Annotated in this window: 17 protein-coding genes, 2 tRNA genes and 1 pseudogene; 5 read left to right on the forward strand and 15 right to left on the reverse strand. The window is 59.7% G+C overall.

Annotated elements, in window-relative coordinates; all coding sequences use genetic code 11:
• Window positions 1-28 precede the first annotated feature (28 nt).
• Window positions 29-514 (reverse strand): flavin reductase family protein, encoded by a 486-nt coding sequence (locus KSS96_RS09795; protein ID WP_017530571.1) that lies wholly within the window; start codon window positions 512-514, stop codon window positions 29-31.
• Window positions 515-827: 313 nt separating this feature from the next.
• On the opposite strand from KSS96_RS09795, the pseudogene KSS96_RS09800 reads away from it, so the two are divergent.
• Window positions 828-1600: pseudogene (locus KSS96_RS09800) on the forward strand (cytosine permease).
• Between the two features lie 266 nt (window positions 1601-1866).
• Here KSS96_RS09800 and KSS96_RS09805 read toward each other — a convergent pair.
• The 5 genes from KSS96_RS09805 to ribBA form a co-directional block, all read right to left on the reverse strand.
• Complete coding sequence (locus KSS96_RS09805; RefSeq protein WP_017530569.1) at window positions 1867-3021, reverse strand: ABC transporter ATP-binding protein; 1155 nt, start codon at window positions 3019-3021, stop codon at window positions 1867-1869.
• A 16-nt stretch (window positions 3022-3037) separates the two neighbouring features.
• Window positions 3038-3847: an ABC transporter permease gene (locus tag KSS96_RS09810; RefSeq protein ID WP_026067478.1), complete on the reverse strand. Its 810-nt coding sequence runs from the start codon at window positions 3845-3847 to the stop codon at window positions 3038-3040.
• 6 nt (window positions 3848-3853) lie between these two features.
• Window positions 3854-4798 carry an ABC transporter permease gene (locus KSS96_RS09815; protein ID WP_017530567.1) on the reverse strand — a complete coding sequence of 315 codons (945 nt, stop codon included), beginning with the start codon at window positions 4796-4798 and terminating at the stop codon, window positions 3854-3856.
• Entirely contained in the window at window positions 4795-5820 is a 1026-nt protein-coding gene (locus KSS96_RS09820; RefSeq protein WP_017530566.1) for an ABC transporter substrate-binding protein, read from the reverse strand. The genes KSS96_RS09815 and KSS96_RS09820 overlap by 4 nt, the downstream gene beginning before the upstream one ends.
• A gap of 226 nt (window positions 5821-6046) precedes the next feature.
• Window positions 6047-7156, reverse strand: a complete 1110-nt coding sequence (ribBA, locus tag KSS96_RS09825; RefSeq protein WP_217856052.1) for a bifunctional 3,4-dihydroxy-2-butanone-4-phosphate synthase/GTP cyclohydrolase II — start codon at window positions 7154-7156, stop codon at window positions 6047-6049.
• A 71-nt stretch (window positions 7157-7227) separates the two neighbouring features.
• Here ribBA and KSS96_RS09830 point away from each other — a divergent pair, with 71 nt between their 5' ends.
• Window positions 7228-7524, forward strand: coding sequence for a DUF1330 domain-containing protein (locus KSS96_RS09830; protein ID WP_017530564.1), 297 nt, complete (start codon window positions 7228-7230; stop codon window positions 7522-7524).
• A 3-nt stretch (window positions 7525-7527) separates the two neighbouring features.
• Here the strand turns inward: KSS96_RS09830 and KSS96_RS09835 are convergent, their stop codons facing one another.
• The 7 genes from KSS96_RS09835 to KSS96_RS09865 form a co-directional block, all read right to left on the reverse strand.
• Complete coding sequence (locus KSS96_RS09835) at window positions 7528-8091, reverse strand: NUDIX hydrolase (protein WP_068932401.1); 564 nt, start codon at window positions 8089-8091, stop codon at window positions 7528-7530.
• A gap of 2 nt (window positions 8092-8093) precedes the next feature.
• Window positions 8094-8846: a GntR family transcriptional regulator gene (locus KSS96_RS09840; protein ID WP_017530562.1), complete on the reverse strand. Its 753-nt coding sequence runs from the start codon at window positions 8844-8846 to the stop codon at window positions 8094-8096.
• 86 nt (window positions 8847-8932) lie between these two features.
• Window positions 8933-9322, reverse strand: a complete 390-nt coding sequence (locus KSS96_RS09845; protein ID WP_017530561.1) for a carboxymuconolactone decarboxylase family protein — start codon at window positions 9320-9322, stop codon at window positions 8933-8935.
• A 77-nt stretch (window positions 9323-9399) separates the two neighbouring features.
• Window positions 9400-9885, reverse strand: a complete 486-nt coding sequence (locus tag KSS96_RS09850; RefSeq protein WP_017530560.1) for a flavin reductase family protein — start codon at window positions 9883-9885, stop codon at window positions 9400-9402.
• A gap of 12 nt (window positions 9886-9897) precedes the next feature.
• The gene (locus tag KSS96_RS09855) at window positions 9898-11379 is read right to left on the reverse strand and encodes an aldehyde dehydrogenase (RefSeq protein WP_017530559.1); all 1482 of its coding nucleotides are present in this window, start codon (window positions 11377-11379) and stop codon (window positions 9898-9900) included.
• Window positions 11376-12209 carry an alpha/beta fold hydrolase gene (locus KSS96_RS09860; protein WP_017530558.1) on the reverse strand — a complete coding sequence of 278 codons (834 nt, stop codon included), beginning with the start codon at window positions 12207-12209 and terminating at the stop codon, window positions 11376-11378. The genes KSS96_RS09855 and KSS96_RS09860 overlap by 4 nt, the downstream gene beginning before the upstream one ends.
• Before the next feature lie 44 nt (window positions 12210-12253).
• A complete protein-coding gene (locus tag KSS96_RS09865; protein WP_065876934.1) occupies window positions 12254-12844 on the reverse strand; it encodes an amino acid synthesis family protein in 591 nt (196 codons plus the stop codon).
• Window positions 12845-13189: 345 nt separating this feature from the next.
• Between KSS96_RS09865 and KSS96_RS09870 the strand changes: the two genes are divergently transcribed.
• Window positions 13190-13265: transfer RNA gene (locus tag KSS96_RS09870), tRNA-Val, on the forward strand.
• Between the two features lie 19 nt (window positions 13266-13284).
• Window positions 13285-13361, forward strand: a tRNA-Asp gene (locus KSS96_RS09875).
• Window positions 13362-13508: 147 nt separating this feature from the next.
• Here the strand turns inward: KSS96_RS09875 and KSS96_RS09880 are convergent.
• Together KSS96_RS09880 and KSS96_RS09885 are read right to left on the reverse strand one after the other, a co-directional pair.
• Window positions 13509-14105, reverse strand: coding sequence for a LysE family translocator (locus KSS96_RS09880; RefSeq protein ID WP_065876935.1), 597 nt, complete (start codon window positions 14103-14105; stop codon window positions 13509-13511).
• A gap of 108 nt (window positions 14106-14213) precedes the next feature.
• Window positions 14214-15050 carry an AraC family transcriptional regulator gene (locus KSS96_RS09885; RefSeq protein WP_017530338.1) on the reverse strand — a complete coding sequence of 279 codons (837 nt, stop codon included), beginning with the start codon at window positions 15048-15050 and terminating at the stop codon, window positions 14214-14216.
• A gap of 432 nt (window positions 15051-15482) precedes the next feature.
• On the opposite strand from KSS96_RS09885, the gene KSS96_RS27970 reads away from it, so the two are divergent.
• Window positions 15483-15752, forward strand: a complete 270-nt coding sequence (locus KSS96_RS27970; protein WP_017530339.1) for a DUF6555 family protein — start codon at window positions 15483-15485, stop codon at window positions 15750-15752.
• Window positions 15753-15879: the final 127 nt, after the last annotated feature.

Below are 15879 nucleotides of genomic sequence, written 5' to 3' on the forward strand. Positions count from 1 at the left end.
TTCGCACTATGCGCAAAATACGTCTGGATCAGGCGACGGCAGGCAGGGCGCCCATTTTGCCGTGGCAATACACCAGTGGCCCGGCGTTGTGCTGGGGCACGATCAGGTTCTTCACCGCGCCGACCATGATTGCGTGGTCGCCCCCTTCATATTCGCGCCACAGCTCGCATTCGATCACCGCCGTGGCGTTAGCCAGAATCGGGTTGCCCAGTTCGCTCAATGTCCATTCGATGCCTTGCGCCTTGTCTTTGCCTTTGCGCGCGAAGGCATAGGCTTCGCTCTGCTGGCCGCCGGACAGGACGTGAATGGCAAAGCGTTTGTTCTTGATGAGTACTGGATAGGAATCGGAGCTGTAGTTGGGGCAGAACAGCACCAGGGCCGGGTCCATGGACAGAGAGCTGAAGGCGCTGGCGGTCAGGCCGACGATTTGGCCATCGTCATCCAGCGTGGTGATCACCGTCACCCCGGAAGGAAACGAACCCATCACTTGTTTGTAGATGGCGGCATCGATCATGGGAGGGTCCTCTGGCGGTTTTTATGTGTCTGTAGGTCTTATGGTATACCGTAATACATGCTTTGCAAGGGCTTTTTTTTGGACCCAATAAACGTACGCCTTTGGTCTTTTAGCTAATGTTTACTGGGCTTTTAGCCCGATTGAACACGCGCTGTCGCTTTAAGGTTGCGGCTCAGATGGGTTCTAAAACACCGGGTCAGCCTTGTTAAAAGTTTGGAGTACCATAATATGGTTTGCATCTGAGGGGTGGCCAAAGAGCTCCCCGGTTTGGCTTCGTACAACTATAAGATCAGACAAACTAGAGTTCATGCACATGTGCCAGATGTCCCGGCAAGCCCCCCTCATCGAGAATCACACGGTCGATTACGTTCCACTCGCGGAACGCCACGGGAAGGCCCGCGACCTTTTCACTTTATGGTTCAGTACCAACATCGCGCCGTTGCCCATCGTGACCGGTGCCATGGTGGTTCAGGTGTTCCACCTCGACCTGTTCTGGGGGCTGCTGGCGATCGCGCTCGGGCATATGGTCCGCGCATGGGGATTGCGCAGATGGTCCAGAGCCGCGGCCAGTTCGGCCGTTATGGTGCGCTGCTGATCGTGTGCTTTGCGGCGATTATCTACATCGGCTTTTTCATCTCCAATATCGTGCTGGCCGGCAAGTCCATTGTCGGTATCGTGCCTTCGGTTCCGGTGCCGGCGAGCATCCTCATCGGCGCCTTGAGCGCCACCGCGATCGGGGTGATCGGTTACCGCTTCATTCACACCCTCAATCGCATTGGCAGCTGGGTCATGGGCAGTGCCTTGCTCGCCGGTTTCCTATACGTCTTCGCTCATGACTTGCCCGCGGACTTCTTCACCCGCGGCGGTTTCAACCTGCATGCGATCGTTGCGTATTTCATCGGGATTATTGTGCAGTTGCCGTTTGCCAATACGTCGTTGTATGTCGGGCCGTATGCCAATTGGGTGCAAGGGGCTGATCTGTCGTGGCTGGTGGGGTTGGTGGTGACTTGCCCGTTGTATTACTGCCTGGCTACCCGCAGCCAAGTGCACGCGCGCAAAGCTTCCAGATTCGGTTATGCCGATTAATCAAACTCGTGTTCTGTATGTGTGAAATGCCCGGCCTGTGCCGGGCATTTTCGTTTGGATGGCAAACAGAGGGGGAGTTGAAGGCGCACAGTTGATTGGTACCGAGTTCGAGTGCTGTGTTCGTGGCGATCCGGGACCTTTGTTCTTAAAAGCAAAGAGTCAGGCAGAGGGGAGAGTGAGATAAAAAAAGGCCGCTGCAACCCGACGTTGCAGCGGCCCAAGGGTGACCGATAACGCGCGGCCCACTGGCATGGGCCGCTTGAGGATCAATGAGCGCCAGCAGCCTTGTTCAGATCGCTCTCGGCCCATTCGGTATAAACGCATGCATCGGCGGTGGCCCAACGTACCAACACCGGATCGCCGGCCTTGAGCGGCATGCCCGCAGCGGAGAGTGCCTTGACCGTCATCGACGTGCCACCGCCAGTGACCACGCTGCAAGTCTGGCTTTCACCCAGAAACAGCACCTCCACGACCTTGGCCGACACTTCATTCCAGCCCGCCGCCAACGGTTCCTGCGTGGCCTGCTCGGCACTCAAGGCCAACGCTTTCTCCGGTCGTACCATCAGCAAAACATCTTGATCGGTCTGCAGCCCTGCGCTCAGGCGAATCGACAGAGACTGACCTTCAAACGAAGCGACCGCATTGCCCTGGGCTTTGAGTTTGAGAAAGTTCGAGTTGCCGAGGAACGAGGCAACGAAGGCATTTGGCGGATTTTGGTAAAGGTCATAGCCACTGCCCAAGCCAACGATTTTGCCGTGACTGAAGATCGCGATGCGCTGGGACAAACGCATGGCTTCTTCCTGGTCGTGGGTCACGTAGACGATGGTGATGCCCAGGCGCCGATGCAGCTGGCGCAGTTCATCTTGCAGGTCTTCGCGCAGTTTCTTGTCCAGGGCACCGAGCGGTTCGTCCATCAGCAGGATGCGTGGTTCGTAAACCAGCGCACGGGCAATGGCGACCCGTTGCTGCTGGCCACCGGACAGTTGCGAAGGGCGGCGATGGGCGAACTGCTCGAGCTGCACCAGTTTAAGCATTGCATCCACCCGGCGCTCGCGTTCGGCGGCGGCCAGTTTGCGGATGGCCAACGGGAACGCGATGTTGTCGCGTACCGACAGGTGCGGGAATAGCGAGTAGCGCTGGAACACCATACCGATGTCGCGCTTGTGCGGCGGCACGTTCACCAGCGACTGGCTGTTGACCAGGATTTCGCCGCTGCTCGGGGTTTCGAAGCCGGCGAGCATCGACAGCGTGGTGCTTTTGCCCGAGCCGCTGGAGCCGAGGAAAGTCAGGAATTCACCGTCCTTGATGTCCAGCGAGATGTCGTCCACGGCGGCAAAGTCGCCGTAGTACTTGTTCAGGTTGCGCAGGCTGACCAGCGGTGTGTCGTGGTGCTGGGCGGAATTTTTGATCACTGCACTCATGTCGTACTCCTGGCGCTCAGGCGCTGATTTCGTTGCGCCGGCGCAGAGCGGCGGCGATCACCATGACCAATACCGAGAGGCCGATCAGCAGCGTCGAGGCGACGGCGATCACGGGCGTCAGGTCCTGGCGCAGGGTGGTCCACATTTTCACGGGAAGGGTTTGCAGGGTCGGGCTGGCCATCATCACGCTCAGCACCACTTCGTCCCACGAGACGAGAAAGGCGAAGAGGGCGCCGGCCACCATGCCCGGACGGATCGCCGCAAAGGTCACCTTGAACACCGCTTGCAGGCGCGAGGCGCCGCAGATCACCGCCGCATCCTCGATCGACTGATCGAACAGCTTCAGCGAATTGATAATCGAGATGATGGTGAACGGCAGCGCGACGATGACGTGGCTGACCACGAACGCGAACAGGGTGCCGGTGTAACCCAGTTTCAGGAACAGCGCGTACACCGCCACCGCGATGATCACAAGCGGCACGATCATCGGCAGGGTGAACAGGCCGTAGAGCATTTCGCGGCCGGGGAAGCGGCCACGCACCAGGGCGAACGCTGTCGGCAGGCCCAGGGCCACGGCGAAAAAGGTGGTCAACACCGCGACCTTGAGGCTGGCCATTGCCGCGTTCATCCAGTCGGCATTGGAGAAGAACTGGCCGTACCATTTCAACGTCCAGCCCGGCGGCGGGAACACCAGCCATTGCGACGATCCGAACGACAGCAGCACGATGAACACAATCGGCAGCAGCAGGAACAGACCAATCAGCCCGGTAGTCGCATACAGGCCGAAGCGCATGCGCCGGCTCATGGCATTGGGGGTCAGGAGCATGACGACTTACCTCGCATTGCTGGCGCCAACCGGGGATTCCGGCTGGAGCTTCAGGTAGAAGTAGAACAGCACCAGCGTGATCGCGATCAGCAACGCGGCGCCGGCGCTGGCCAGGCCCCAGTTGAGGAACGACTGCACCTGCTGAATGATGAACTCGGGCAGCATCATGTTCTGCGCACCGCCGAGCAACGCCGGGGTGACGTAGTAACCGAGCGACATCACGAACACCATCAACCCGCCGGACGCCAGGCCCGGCCGGCACAGCGGCAGGAACACCCGGAAGAAGTTGGTCCACGGGCTGGCGCCGCAGATGGAGCCGGCCTGCAGGATCATCGGGTCGATGGCCTGCATGGTCGCCTGCAACGGCAGCACGATGAACGGGATCATGATGTAGCTCATGCCGATCACCACGCCGGTGAGGTTATGCACCATCTCCAGCGGCTGATCGATGATGCCTAGCGCCATCAAGGTCTTGTTGATCACCCCCGAGGCTTGCAGCAGCACCAGCCACGAATAGGTGCGGGCGAGCAGGCTGGTCCACATCGACAACAGCACGATGTTGAGGATCCAGCGTCCCCAGCCGCGTGGCACCAGCGTGATCGCCCAGGCCAGCGGAAAGCCCAGCAACAGACTGAAGATCGTCACCAACCCAGCCACCGAAAAGGTGTTGAGCAGCACCCTTGCGTACGCCGAGTTGGCGAACAGTTGTTCATAGTTGCCAAAGCCCGGGGTTGGTTCCAGCACGCCGCGCAACAACAGGCCAATCAACGGCGCGAGAAAGAACAGGCCGAGGAACAGCAGCGCCGGCAACAGATTGCCGGCGCCACGCCAGCGTTGTTTGAAGGACGGGGCTTGCGCTATTGCGCTGGCCTTGCCGTGGGCCGAACCGGCAGCGCTGGTCGCGCTCCCGGTGGCAGTGGAGGGACGGGACGCAGTGGCCGTCATTTTCATTTGACCAGCCATTCGTTCCACCGTGTCGCGATGGCCGGACCGTTCTTGGCCCAGTACGCGAAATCAAGCGTGATCTGATCCTTTGCGTAAGCGGTCGGCAGGTTAGGCGCCAGCACCGAGTCCAGGCGCTGCACGCTGTCGACGTTGACCGGAGCGTAGGCGGTCAGGTTGGAGAAGTCCGCCTGGCCCTTGGCGCTGCTGGCGTTGGCCAGGAACTTCATCGCCGCGTCCTTGTTTTTTGAACCCTTGGGAATGACCAGGATGTCGGCCATGACCAGGTTCTGCTTCCAGCTTACGCCGACCGGGGCGCCGTCTTCCTGCAGGGCGTGAATCCGGCCGTTCCAGAACTGGCCCATGCTTGCTTCACCGGAGGCCAGCAGTTGCTGCGACTGCGCGCCGCCGCCCCACCAGACGATGTCTTTCTTGATGGTGTCGAGTTTCTTGAAGGCGCGGTCCAGGTCCAGCGGATACAGCTTGTCGGCAGGCACGCCGTCGGCCAGCAGTGCGAGTTCGAGCACGCCGGGGCTTGGCCATTTATAGAGGGCGCGTTTGCCGGGGTAGGTCTTGGTGTCGAACAGCGCGGACCAATCCTGAGGCTTGCCGGCGCCGAGCTTACCTTCGTTGTAGCCGAGGACGAAGGAGAAGAAAAACGAGCCGACGCCGTGATCGCTGACGAAGCGCGGGTCGATCTTGTCGCGCTGAATGACTTTGAAATCGAGGGGCTCGAGCAAGCCTTCGGCGGCAGCGCGCAGGGCGAAGTCGGCTTCGACATCGACCACGTCCCATTGCACGTTGCCACTTTCAACCATGGCCTTGAGTTTGCCGTAGTCGGTCGGGCCGTCCTGCACCACGGTGATGCCGCTGGCCTTGCTGAACGGGTCGGCCCAGGCCTGTTTCTGCGCATCCTGGGTGCTGCCGCCCCAACTCACGAAGTTGACGCTTTCCGCCGCCAGCAATGCCTGGCTGGTCACACTCAGCAGTCCCGCCAAAAGAACTGCGGTCGCACGTTTGTTCAACACCATTTTCACGCCCTCATTGTTGTGTTTATGAGCGGGGCTTCGAGTGCCCGCCTATCGGGAGCAGTAGGTCCATCTGGTCAATGACGAGCAGCTGGCCTATGGAATATCATATTATGGTATTCCAAACTTTGTGCAAGCACTTTGCCGTACCGGCTATCAGCGCAAAAGCGGTTTTTTTGCCGTCAGGCCCTTTATGAGTGACTTGCGTAGAACGGGGCCAACCCCGGACTCATTCGGTGAAAGGGATGCTCTCGACCACTTCCAGGTCGTAGCCGGTCAAACCTGCGTATTTCAACGGTGGGCCGAGATGACGCAATTTTCCCACGCCAAGCTCCTGAAGAATTTGCGCCCCAGTCCCTACTTCAGAATAGATGCGCGATTGTGAGCGGCTGAATTGTTTTGGCGGTTGGGTGAGTTGAGGGACGCGTTCGAGCAGCGCCTGGGATGATTCGTGATTGGCTAAGACGACCACCACGCCACGACCCTCTTCGGCCACCCGTTGCAGTGCGGCCCACAGCGTCCAGTTGGACGGGCCGCTGTACTGCGCACCGACCAGATCGCGCAGCGGATCGATCACATGCACCCGCACCAGGGTGGGTTCTGTTCGACGAATGTCACCCATGACCATCGCCATGTGCACGCCACCTTCGATGCGGTCCTCGAAGGTGATCAGGCGGAAGGTGCCATGCACCGTCGGCAGCTCGCGTTCGCCGATGCGCACCACGGTGTGTTCGGTGTTGAGGCGATAGTGGATCAGGTCGGCGATGGTGCCGATCTTGATGGCATGTTTGCGGGCGAACACTTCCAGATCCGGGCGGCGGGCCATGGTGCCGTCGTCGTTCATCACTTCAACGATCACCGAGGCGGGCGTGAAACCGGCCAGGCGAGCGAGGTCGCAACCCGCTTCGGTGTGGCCGGCGCGGGTCAGCACGCCGCCTTCCTTGGCGCGTAGCGGGAAGACATGGCCGGGCTGCACAATGTCCGTTGGGCCTGCATTGGCCGCTACGGCGGCGGCCACGGTACGCGCCCGATCGGCGGCGGAAATACCGGTGGTCACGCCCACGGCGGCCTCGATGGAAACCGTGAACGCGGTGCTGAACACGCTGCCATTGCTCGGCACCATTTGCTCCAGGCCAAGGCGCTGGCAGTGCGCATCGGTCAGGGTCAGGCAAATCAATCCCCGCGCTTCACGAGCCATGAAGCTGATGGCCTCGGCGGTGCAGTGGTCGGCGGCGAGCAGCAGATCGCCTTCGTTTTCCCGGTCCTCGTCATCGACCAGTAGCACCATCTTGCCTTGCCGGTAATCTTCGATGATTTCTTCGATGCTGTTGAAGGCCATGCTGGAACTCTCAGTGATTGGTGGGTATATTTGTTGGTATACCATAATACAAAATAAACCAAGAGGTCACTATGAAGGCGTACTGGATTGCTCACGTGGATGTCACCGACCCCGATCACTACAGCCAATACACCCAGCGCGCTCCGGCGGCGTTCGCTTTATATGGCGGGCGGATGTTGGCTCGCGGTGGGCGCAGTGAAGCGATGGAAGGCCGGTCGACACCGCAACGCAGCGTGGTCATCGAGTTCGATTCCTACGAGCAGGCGCTGGCCTGTTACCACAGCGAGCCCTATCAGGAGGCGAAACGTCACCGTGAGGGCGTGGCCCGGGCTGAGGTGATCATTGTCGAGGGCGTGACGCCCCAGTAGATGTCAGCGAATGAAGTGGATCTTGCCGGTATCGTCGTTGCCGATGTAGATGCCGTAGACCTCGGCCTGGCGCTCCTCGATATAGCGTTCGAGGATCTGCCGGATTGCCGGGTAATAGATGCTGTCCCAAGGAATGTCCTCGGGCGCGAAGAATTGGTAGTCGAGGGTTTCCGGCCCGTACTGGCCGGTGATTTCCAGCGCGATGGCGCGGAAGATGATGTACACCTCGCTGATCTTCGGCACGCTGAAGATCGAGTAGGGCGAGAGAATTTCCGCGCGCACGCCGCTCTCTTCCCAGACTTCACGCAGTGCTGCCTGCTCGGTGGTCTCGCCACCTTCCATGAAGCCCGCCGGCAGCGTCCAGGTGCCCGGACGCGGCGGGATCGCGCGTTGGCACAACAGGTACTTGCCGTCCTGCTCGATGATGCAGCCGGCGATGATTTTCGGATTGACGTAATGGATGTAGTCGCAGCCGCGGCACATCAGACGCTCGTGCGTATCGCCCGGTGGTAGCTGGTAACCGAGGTCACCGCCGCCGCACTTTGGACAAAAGCTCGGGCTGAACATGCTTAGCGACCTATGCGAGGTTCTTTGAGCGCGATGGGCAGGGTGATCTCGGGGATTTTTCCGGTCTCTTCCTGTTTGCGCTTGAGGTAATCGAGCGCGACAGTCGCGGCGGCGCGCACGTGGTCGACACAAGCCTGGTGGGCGGCCAGGGGATCGCCGCTCTTGATCGCTTCGACCATGCGTTCCATTTCCTGATTGCTCGCGCCACGGCGGTTTTGCTGGGACACCGATGTCGCCCGCAAGTAACTGATCCGTGCCTGCAACTGACGCAGTTGAGTGGCCGCGACATGATTGCCGGAGCCTTCGAGCAGGACGTCGTAGAAACCTTGAACCGAATCGATCACCTGTTGCAGTTCACCTTCCTTGAGGGCCTTGCGGTTTTCCTCGAGGGCTTTTTCCAGGGCCTTGATGTCCTTGGCCTTGGCACGCAGGGTGAACAGCTGGACGATCAGGCCTTCGAGCACGCAACGCAGCTCATAGATATCCACGGCATCGGCCAGGGTAATGATCGCCACCCGTGGGCCCTTGGCGTCGGCAAATTCCACCAGACCTTCGGATTCCAGATGACGCAAGGCTTCTCGTACGGACGTGCGGCTGACGCCCAGGCGATCGCACAGATCGCGTTCAACCAGACGATCTCCCGGCAAGAGCTGGAAGTTCATGATGGCGCTTCGCAGTTTATCCAGCACGATTTCGCGCAGGGTAACGGGGTTGCGATTGACCTTGAAGCTGTCGTCGAGTGGCAGGCGTTTCATGGGGTCCGCTCTGAGTGTGGCTGTCCATGCAAAAAGAGCACGTCGATCCAGGATCATCGTGCTCAGGTCATCACAACAGCCAAGGGTTAACTGGAGGCCTCGGCATCGGCTTCGGCGAACGCTTCACGGGCGAGCCGGAAACTGTCTACGGCAGCGGGAACGCCGCAATAAATACCGACCTGAAGCAGAATTTCGCGTATTTGTTCACGACTCAGCCCGTTACGCAAGGCGCCGCGTACATGCAGCTTGAGTTCGTGAGGCCGATTGAGGGCCGAAATCATTGCCAAGTTTATCATGCTGCGCTCTTTAAGCGACAAACCCTCACGCCCCCAGACGTGGCCCCAGCAGTACTCGGTGACCATCTCCTGAAGCGGCCGGGTGAAGTCGTCGGCTTGCTCGATGGAGCGGTTCACGTAAGCCTCACCCAGCACCTGAGTGCGAATTTTCAGGCCTTTTTCATATTTTTCGTTGTTCATTGCTGTGTGCTCCCAAAGTCATCGAGCCCGCCCATCCAGGTGTATTTGAGCGGGTAGACGCAGCCCCCATGTCATCGTCAGGCCAGCGTGGGTAGCGGGCCCAGCTTGCCTTTGTGATAGATCATCGGCGTGACCGGTTGCTGGGGCAGAATCAGGTTCTTCACCGCGCCGACGATGATCGCGTGATCGCCGCCGTCGTATTCACGCCACAGTTCGCACTCGATGATCGCCGTGGCGTTGTGCAGCAGCGGGTTGCCCAGATCGCTCAAGTGCCACTCGATGCCTTTGGCCTTGTCCTTGCCTTTGCCCGCAAACGCATAGGCTTCGGCAGTCTGGTCGGCCGATAGCAGATGAATCGCGAACTGCTTGCTGTCACGCAGAATCGGGTACGTGTCCGAGGCATAGTTGGGGCAGAACAGCACCAGTGCCGGATCGATCGACAGCGCACTGAAGGCGCTGGCGGTGATGCCGACGATCTCACCGTCCTGGTTCAGGGTGGTCACCACCGTGACCCCGGATGGGAACGAGCTCATGACGTCTTTGTAAATGCCGGGTTCGATCATTTTTCAGGGCTCCTAGCGCATCACGAAGGGATCAGGCATGGGGGCCTGAGAGAGGTTGATCCACACCGTTTTCAGCTCGGTGTAGGCCAGCACCGAATCGATGCCGCTCTCGCGTCCATAGCCGCTGTTCTTGAAACCGCCGATCGGCGCCATGGCCGAGACGGCGCGGTAGGTGTTGACCCAGATAATCCCCGAACGAACGTCCCGGGCCAGGCGATGGGCACGCCCCAGGTCGCGGGTCCAGATACCGGCGGCGAGGCCGAACTGCGAGTCGTTGGCAATGGCCAGCGCTTGGGCTTCATCCTTGAAGCGGATGACTGAGGCCACCGGGCCGAAGACTTCTTCCTGCATGATCTTCATCGAATTGTGGTCGCACTCGAACAAGGTCGGCTCGTAGAACCAGCCTTCGCCGAGGTTCTGCGGGCGTTTGCCGCCGGTGCGCAGGCGCGCGCCTTCGGCGATGGCCACCGCTACCAGGCCTTCGACCACGGCCAGTTGCTGCGCGGTGGCCATGGGGCCCATCTCGCTGGCGTCGTCTTGAGGGTTACCGATGCGAATGCGTTGGGCGCGCTCCACCAGGCGCTCGACGAATTCGTCGTAGATTTCATCCTGAACCAGCAAGCGCGAGCCCGAGACGCAGCTCTGCCCGGAGGCGGCATAGATCCCGGCAATCGCGCCGTTGATGGCGCTGTCGAGGTCGGCGTCGGCAAAGATGATGTTCGGTGATTTACCGCCCAGTTCCAGGGACAACTTGGCGAAGTTCTCGGCGCTGCTGCGCACCACATGCCGTGCCGTGGCGGCGCCGCCGGTAAAGGCGATCTTGCGCACCAGCGGGTGGCGGGTGAGGGCTGCGCCGGTGCTCGGGCCGTAGCCGGTCACTACGTTGACGACGCCCGGTGGGATGCCGGCTTGCAGCGCCAGGCGCGCCAGTTCAAGGATGGTCGCCGAGGCGTGTTCCGACGGCTTGATCACGATCGTATTGCCCGCCGCGAGGGCCGGGGCGAGTTTGATCGCGGTCAGGTACAGCGGGCTGTTCCACGGAATGATTGCGGCGACCACACCCATGGCTTCGTGCACGGTGTAGGCAAACAGGTCCGGCTTGTCCAGCGGCAGAGTGCCGCCTTCGAGCTTGTCCGCCAGGCCTGCGGTGTAGTGGAAGAACTCCGGCAGATAGCTGACCTGGCCACGGGTTTCGCGAATCAGCTTGCCGTTGTCGCGGCTTTCCAGCTGCGCCAGTTGTTCTTTGTTTTCGGCGATCAGGTCGCCCAGGCGTCGCAGCAATTTGCCACGAGCGGTGGCGGTCAAGCCACGCCATGCCGAGCTGTCGAAAGCGGTTTGCGCGGCCTGCACGGCGCGCTCGACATCGGCTTCGTCGGCGTCGGGCAATTCGGCCCAAGGCTGGGCCAGCGCCGGGTTTAGGCTTTCAAAGGTCTTGCCGGACAGGGCATCGACCCATTCACCGCCGATGCACATCTGGAAGCGTGCGAGTGTCATGCAACGATCCCCTTTATTTGGTTTTGTCGGGAGTGCGCGGTGTCGAGAAACTCCAGCAGCAGCTGGTTGACCAGGCGCGGTGATTCTACGGGCATCATATGCCGCTGCTCGGCGAGCACGGCAACGGTCGCGCCGGGAATGCGTGCGGCCAATTGCTCGGCCATTTGCGCTGTCGAACCCGGGTCCAACTCACCGGTGGCGATCAGTGTCGGCACCTGAATGCTGCCTAGATCGTCGGCGCGGTACATGTCCTGGGTCGCGAACAGCTTATAGGTGGTCAGGTAACCCTGAGGGTCGTTGTTTGCCAGGGTTTGGCGCAAGGCCGCAATCTGCGCCGGATTGGCCGCCTGATATTCACGGCTGAACCAGCGCGACAGGGCGGCTTCGGCGTTGGCATCCGGTCCGTGCTCGGCCGCTTGAGCGGTGCGTGCGATGACGCCGGCACGCTGTTCGGGGCTGCGATTGAACACGCTGTTGAGCACCACCAGGCCTTGCAGGCGTTGCGCGTAATGCAAGGCAAAAGCCCGCGCGACCAACCCGCCCATGGAAAAGCCGATCACGGTCGCCTGGGGCAATTGCAGGTGGTCGAGCAGCTCCAGCAACTGATCGGCATAGCCGAGCAGAGGCGTGCCGCTTTCCGGGCGCGGGCTGGCGCCATGGCCAAGCATATCGTAGGCAATCACACGGTACTTCGTGGCTAGGCCGACAACCTGGCCGCCCCACATTTCTTTGTTCAGGCCCACGCCGTGGATCAAAACCACGGGCTGGCCTTGGCCGGTCGCCAGGTAACTGGTGCCAGCCGGGGTGCGTTCAGCGGTGAGCCGAATCATGGAGCGCTCCTGCATGCCTTTCTTGTTTTGGTGACTAACCTGGATTACTGAGCGTTCTCGGCCGCCAGCTCTTCCAGATCGATATAACGGTTGCCGATGCGTGGGTGCAGGCGGCCGCCATCGGCGCAGCCCAGAACCACCACGATTTCGTCGGCACGCGGGGCATCTTCAATCTGCATTTCCAGCGTGATGTAGTGCGAACGCAGGCCTTCATCGTCCTTGTGCATCATCGGGATCTGGATCGAAGTGCCCGGGCCGCCGCGCTTGTTAGTGAAGCTCAGGTAGCTTTTGGCTTTAACGGCTTCGCGGTAGTGATTACCGAAGCGCAGGGTGTGGATCACCGCCGAAGCATGCTCGATTTCGCCGTCGGCACCGACTACCGCGGCCTTGCCGTAGGCTTCGATCTTTTCGGCACCGCCGATGATGTTCACCAGGCGTTCGACCATCAGCGCACCGAGGTCGGAACAGTTGGCGCGGATTTCCGGTTTCAGGTCTTCAACGAACCCGCGGCCCAGCCAAGGGTTTTTCATCACTACGGCCAGCCCGACCATAGTCACAGGCTTGTCAGTAGCCTTGCCGCCTTCGATAAAGGTTTCTTCGACATAGCTGACGATCTTGCGGATTTCGAAACTCATGAGCTGCTCCGTAGAGGGGTTTGGGTGTCTATGCGTCTGATGGTATACCATAATACCGGCAGTGCAAGTCCCGGAAACGGGTTTATGCTCCAAAGACGACAAAAGGGAGGGCGGGCAGTTGTCCCGTGGCTTGAAGCCAATCGCTGCGGCCGGGCCGGTTCTGTCTACCTCGGCTTCGTTCAGCACGTAGACGGCATCTACATTCGGCGCAAAGCGCCAGGATTGAGGGCAAACACCCGTATTTACGGGGGCTGTGGTGCTATCCAGAAAATATTTAAAATAAATTGCATTTAAATCAAGACATTGCAGATTTTTGCTGTATTATGCCGCCCACACCGAAACGAAGGGTGATTAGCTCAGCTGGGAGAGCATCTGCCTTACAAGCAGAGGGTCGGCGGTTCGATCCCGTCATCACCCACCATTCGCTTCATGTGTTACGCGCAGCGGTAGTTCAGTCGGTTAGAATACCGGCCTGTCACGCCGGGGGTCGCGGGTTCGAGTCCCGTCCGCTGCGCCATATTCGGTAACCTGGAACGCTGAACGCCCGGTCACCACAGAAAGCCCGCTCATTGAGCGGGCTTTTTTTCGTCTGCAGCATTGCGCTGCGATCCATCTCCAGCCACGGGTTTTAAGTACACATTTAAGTACGTTATTTCAGTGACCTCTACGCCAGCACCGTCAGCCAGGCCGACACCAGCAGCAAAAAAGCCAGTGCATAGTTCGCGCGCTTGAACGCCTGTGGCGAACCAAAAAGCCGCGCGCTCGCCACCCCGAGCAATGCCCACAGGGTCATGCACGGCAAGGAGACCAACAGGAACACCAGCGACAACACCACCAGCCGCGTGGTCTTGTCGCCGCCACCGACAAACACGCTCGCCACCGCCACTGCCATCATCCAGACTTTTGGGTTGAGCAATTGCAGGGTCGCGGCACCGAACACGCTCAGGCCCTCGTCGCGTGGGGTAGTCGGGTTCAGCGACGGCGGCGCGCTTTGAAAAATCTGCCAGGCCAGCCAAGTCAACCACAGCACCCCGGCCCAGGCCATCGCCTGCTGCACGCGCGGAAACCGCAGCAGCGTCTCGCCCACGCCGAACCCGACGACAAACACAATCAGCGCCGCCGCGATGCATGCGCCAAAAATGATCGGCAGTGTGGCGCCCAGCCCCCACCTCGAACTGTGGCTCAGCACCAGAATATTGGTCGGCCCCGGGGTGATCGAGGCAACGATCGCAAACAGCAGGAACGGCAACAACGATTCCATGGCTCAGGCTCCCAGTGGACGCGTCGAAGGGGCAGAAAAGAACAGCGAAAAAAACATGGCATGGACTCCTTGATCAGATGGGAGGCCATGGTCGCGGGTCAGCTGGATTCAGTCTGGAAGGTTTGAGCAGCGCTTGCGGTAGTCCGCTGGTGTGAGCTGGTAAGCACGGCGGAACCAGCGCCCCAGATGGCTTTGATCGGAGAACCCGAGAGCACTGGCCACCTGCGCCGGTGACTCGCCCCGCGCCAGTAGCTGCCGCGCCTTGGCCAGGCGCAACTGGATCAGATAAGCATGAGGCGCCAGCCCAAAGGCTGCCTTGAAGGCCCGCGTCAGGCGAAAGCGATCAACCCCACAGGCTTGCGCCAGATCATCCAGCCCGATGTCCTCGTAGACATGGGCATGCAGATAGTCACGCGCCACCTGGGCCACCAACGGCAGGCGCGGATCAAACACCCGCCGCTTGCGCCAATCAAGGTGGCAAGTGAGCGACCCTAACAAGGTATCGATGGCGTTCTGGCGCACGATGCGCAAATCACCCCCGTGAAGCACGTGGAAGGCTTGATAAACGGCAGCGGCCAGGCCCGGTTCCTGGCTCAGGGTGTCGGCAAAGCCCGGCTGACTATTGGCCGGCGCGTGCTCGAACAACGCATGCAGCTCCCGTTCAAGCCAGTGCGGGTCAAGGTACAGCATGGAATAGGTAAACCCTTCCTCGGTCGGCGCATGTCCGTCGTGGATTTCCCCCGGCTCCAGCATGAATACCTTGCCCGGTGTACTGAGATGGCGAACGCGTCGGCAATTGAACTGCTGTACCCCCTGTTCGGTGACCCCAATCAGAAAACTGTCATGCCAGTGCGGATCGTAGGCATGCCCCTGAAAATGGGCGCGAATCGATTCAATCCCGGTATCGGCATCCTGGGACAGCTCAATCCAGTTGCGTTTATCCACGGAAGGCTCCAGAGGTAGGGGTCAGTTTTGAACGGCGCGGGCGGCTAAATTACCGCGCTTTTGAACAGGAAGTTTAGAAGATTTGTGCGGGTTGAGGCTGAGCCAAAGCTGCCTATGCGCAAAGGCAGAAAAAGGATCGATTGACGTCATTGGTGAATGGCACACATCGGCCAACTCCGTCGGACTAAACCCACATTAAAAAAGCCCGCAGAGTGCGGGCAAGACAGGAATTTTAGAGACTGCGTGAGTGCACAGACTCAGTAGTGAGAAACATAAAACGCTTCGCAAGTTTATTTTCTTTTGTGCGATGCCGACCAACGGCGTAATAAGCCGGCAAGGGGGAAACTTGTACGAAGCGGTATGATTTGTACAGGAAAAAAATCTGAACCTTCCTTCTGACGAGATAACAAAAAAAATTCAGAAGGAGCAAACATGACAAGCTATTTATATATCATCGAGTATGAACTTCATCACACACCCCGGTCCTTCATTATAAGAAGCGAAGTTATGAATAATGCAGAGGCTTGGCACTGGGCTTGTTGCGATGCGGGGATAGGCATCATTCCGAGGTCACGTAATGACAAGCTCAAACGCATCAGCAAACCGATGGCAGAGCGCTATGGGCTTGAAAACGTGAGGTGGCGGCCGTCTGGCACTGTGCCATTTAACCCGAAGCCCTACATTCCCCCTCCACCCGAATGAATGCACTACCGCAAAAAGTCCATACGTTCGTGTATAAATCAGGTCAACCGTTTCTCTTGTTCGCTAACATGCATAACTTTTCCACATTAACGCGTAATGCACTGCTGACATACTCTAGTGAGTACTG

The organism is Pseudomonas asgharzadehiana, from assembly GCF_019139815.1.
Lineage (GTDB): Bacteria > Pseudomonadota > Gammaproteobacteria > Pseudomonadales > Pseudomonadaceae > Aquipseudomonas > Aquipseudomonas asgharzadehiana.

Excerpts from the sequence above, each read along its gene's own strand:
- KSS96_RS09815 (WP_017530567.1), bottom strand. The coding sequence starts at position 4,798 with ATGAAAATGACGGCCACTGCGTCCCGTCCCTCCACTGCCACCGGGAGC.
- KSS96_RS09880 (WP_065876935.1), bottom strand. The coding sequence starts at position 14,105 with ATGGAATCGTTGTTGCCGTTCCTGCTGTTTGCGATCGTTGCCTCGATC.
- KSS96_RS09810 (WP_026067478.1), bottom strand. The coding sequence starts at position 3,847 with ATGCTCCTGACCCCCAATGCCATGAGCCGGCGCATGCGCTTCGGCCTG.
- KSS96_RS09845 (WP_017530561.1), bottom strand. The coding sequence starts at position 9,322 with ATGAACAACGAAAAATATGAAAAAGGCCTGAAAATTCGCACTCAGGTG.
- KSS96_RS09865 (WP_065876934.1), bottom strand. The coding sequence starts at position 12,844 with ATGAGTTTCGAAATCCGCAAGATCGTCAGCTATGTCGAAGAAACCTTT.
- KSS96_RS09850 (WP_017530560.1), bottom strand. The coding sequence starts at position 9,885 with ATGATCGAACCCGGCATTTACAAAGACGTCATGAGCTCGTTCCCATCC.
- KSS96_RS09795 (WP_017530571.1), bottom strand. The coding sequence starts at position 514 with ATGATCGATGCCGCCATCTACAAACAAGTGATGGGTTCGTTTCCTTCC.
- KSS96_RS09830 (WP_017530564.1), top strand. The coding sequence starts at position 7,228 with ATGAAGGCGTACTGGATTGCTCACGTGGATGTCACCGACCCCGATCAC.
- KSS96_RS09820 (WP_017530566.1), bottom strand. The coding sequence starts at position 5,820 with ATGGTGTTGAACAAACGTGCGACCGCAGTTCTTTTGGCGGGACTGCTG.
- KSS96_RS09840 (WP_017530562.1), bottom strand. The coding sequence starts at position 8,846 with ATGAAACGCCTGCCACTCGACGACAGCTTCAAGGTCAATCGCAACCCC.
- KSS96_RS09860 (WP_017530558.1), bottom strand. The coding sequence starts at position 12,209 with ATGATTCGGCTCACCGCTGAACGCACCCCGGCTGGCACCAGTTACCTG.
- KSS96_RS09855 (WP_017530559.1), bottom strand. The coding sequence starts at position 11,379 with ATGACACTCGCACGCTTCCAGATGTGCATCGGCGGTGAATGGGTCGAT.
- KSS96_RS09805 (WP_017530569.1), bottom strand. The coding sequence starts at position 3,021 with ATGAGTGCAGTGATCAAAAATTCCGCCCAGCACCACGACACACCGCTG.
- ribBA (WP_217856052.1), bottom strand. The coding sequence starts at position 7,156 with ATGGCCTTCAACAGCATCGAAGAAATCATCGAAGATTACCGGCAAGGC.
- KSS96_RS27970 (WP_017530339.1), top strand. The coding sequence starts at position 15,483 with ATGACAAGCTATTTATATATCATCGAGTATGAACTTCATCACACACCC.
- KSS96_RS09835 (WP_068932401.1), bottom strand. The coding sequence starts at position 8,091 with ATGTTCAGCCCGAGCTTTTGTCCAAAGTGCGGCGGCGGTGACCTCGGT.